Source organism: Pseudomonas sp. P5_B2 (assembly GCF_056400445.1).
Window position 1 is genome coordinate 1 of the sequence record NZ_JBFULH010000668.1, and the last position, 2,123, is coordinate 2,123.

2 protein-coding genes are annotated in these 2,123 nt (G+C 59.0%); one reads left to right on the forward strand and one right to left on the reverse strand.

Translation table 11 applies throughout. The features are described from left to right. A partial coding sequence (locus AC1DRJ_RS25400) for a DUF1993 domain-containing protein (protein WP_477804581.1) occupies positions 1-366 on the forward strand: 366 nt, incomplete at its 5' end. A gap of 185 nt (positions 367-551) precedes the next feature. On the opposite strand, the gene sstT is transcribed toward AC1DRJ_RS25400, so the two are convergent. Next, positions 552-1,784: a serine/threonine transporter SstT gene (gene sstT, locus AC1DRJ_RS25405; RefSeq protein ID WP_477804582.1), complete on the reverse strand. Its 1,233-nt coding sequence runs from the start codon at positions 1,782-1,784 to the stop codon at positions 552-554. Positions 1,785-2,123: the final 339 nt, after the last annotated feature.

Consider the following 2,123-nt stretch of genomic DNA (forward strand, 5'->3'; position numbering starts at 1 on the left):
GACATGTTCCCGCTGGTGCGTCAGGTGCAGATCGCCGTTGACTTCGCCAAAGGCGTTTCCTCGCGTCTGGCCGAAGTTGAATTGCCGAAGTACGAAGACACCGAAACCACCTTCGCCGAACTRCAAGCGCTGCTGACCAAGGTTCTGGCGTACATCGCCGAGATCAAGCCGGAGCAGATCAACGGCAAGGAAGGCATCGAGATCGTTACCCGTCCAGGCACGCCTAAAGAAAAACGCTTCAGTGGCCAGGCTTACCTGCTTAGCTACGGCCTGCCGCAGTTCTTCTTCCACGTCACCACCACTTACGCATTGCTGCGTCACAACGGTGTGGAAGTGGGCAAGCGCGACTACATGGGCGCGTTCTAACCGTCCGGGTGCAAAAAAGCCCCCGCAGCCTTGGGTTGCGGGGGCTTTTTTATGTGAAACATTCCTCAACTACACCTCTGACCTTGTGGGAGCGGGCTTGCTCGCGAAAGCGGTGTGTCAGTCAACGTTAATGTTGAACCTGATAGCCTCTTCGCGAGCAAGCCCGCTCCCACAGGGGATTTGGGTCAGGCCAGGCGTTGGGCTTTTTCTTCTTCACCCAGGCAAGCAGCGGCGGTGAACAGCACGTCAGTAGACGAGTTCAGCGCGGTTTCCGCCGAATCCTGCAACACACCAATGATGAAACCGACCGCTACCACCTGCATGGCAATCTCGCTCGGGATGCCGAACAGGCTGCACGCCAGTGGAATCAATAGCAACGAACCACCCGCCACGCCCGAAGCACCGCAGGCGCATATCGCCGCGACGACGCTGAGCAGAATCGCGGTCGGAATGTCGACGGCGATGCCCAGGGTATGCACTGCCGCCAAGGTGAGCACGGTGATGGTGATCGCCGCGCCGGCCATGTTGATGGTTGCGCCCAGCGGGATCGACACCGAGTAGGTGTCTTCATGCAGGCCCAGACGCTTGCTCAACTCCAGGTTGACCGGAATGTTCGCCGCCGAACTGCGGGTGAAGAACGCGGTAATGCCGCTCTCGCGCAGGCAGGTCAGCACCAGCGGATACGGGTTGCGACGCAGCTTCCAGAACACGATGATCGGGTTCATCACCAGTGCCACGAACAGCATGCAGCCGAGCAGCACCGCCAGCAAATGCGCGTAGCCGATCAAGGCGCCGAAACCGGAGGTGGCGAGAGTCGAGGCCACCAGGCCGAAGATCCCCAGCGGTGCGAAGCGAATCACCAGCCGTACGATCAGCGTCACACCGTTGGAGAGGTCGCCCAGCACTTCACGGGTGGTTTCGCCGGCGTGGCGAATGGCGATGCCCATGCCGATGGCCCAAGCCAGGATGCCGATAAAGTTGGCATTCATCAGCGCGCTCACCGGGTTATCGACCACGCTCAGCAGCAGGCTTTGCAGGACCTCGCTGATGCCACCCGGCGCGGTGACCGCGACGTCTTGGGTGGCGAGTACCAGGCTCGACGGGAACATCATGCTGGCTACCACCGCGACCACCGCCGCGGCAAATGTCCCCAGCAAATATAAAAACAGAATCGGTCGGATGTGGGTTTCCTGGCCGTGCTTATGGTTGGCGATCGACGCCATGACCAGCACGAACACCAGGATCGGCGCGACGGCTTTCAGTGCCGAGACGAACACTTTGCCGATGAAGGCGCAGGATTTGGCCACGTCCGGCGCGAATAGCGCCAAGGCAATACCGGCGATCAGGCCGATGATGATTTGCGTGACCAGGCTCAAGCGTTTCAGGCGTTGCAATAGCGAAGGGGATGAAGCGTTCATAAAACGGCATCTCAGATTTTTATAAGTGCAGGTTTTCGCAGGTGTGCAGCAACAAACAGGGCAGGCTGCAGGCAGGAAACCGAAAGGAGCCACAGGGTGTACGTTTTTCAGGGCGCGAATTTTATCACAGCGTAGGGCGGATCCTTCAGGCCTGTGACGATCTGCCACCCGCGCATTCAACGAGATAAGCAGGTTCGTGCAACCCGGCTTGGAAACACTCTGTTAAGATTCGCCATCCTCATTTTCAAGTCTGCCAGTGGGCCTTCGGGCTATTCGCTGGTGTCGTCGTTTCCTGGAGTTGTGCATGCTGTTGCCCATTTTTCTGTTGTCTGCCGCCGG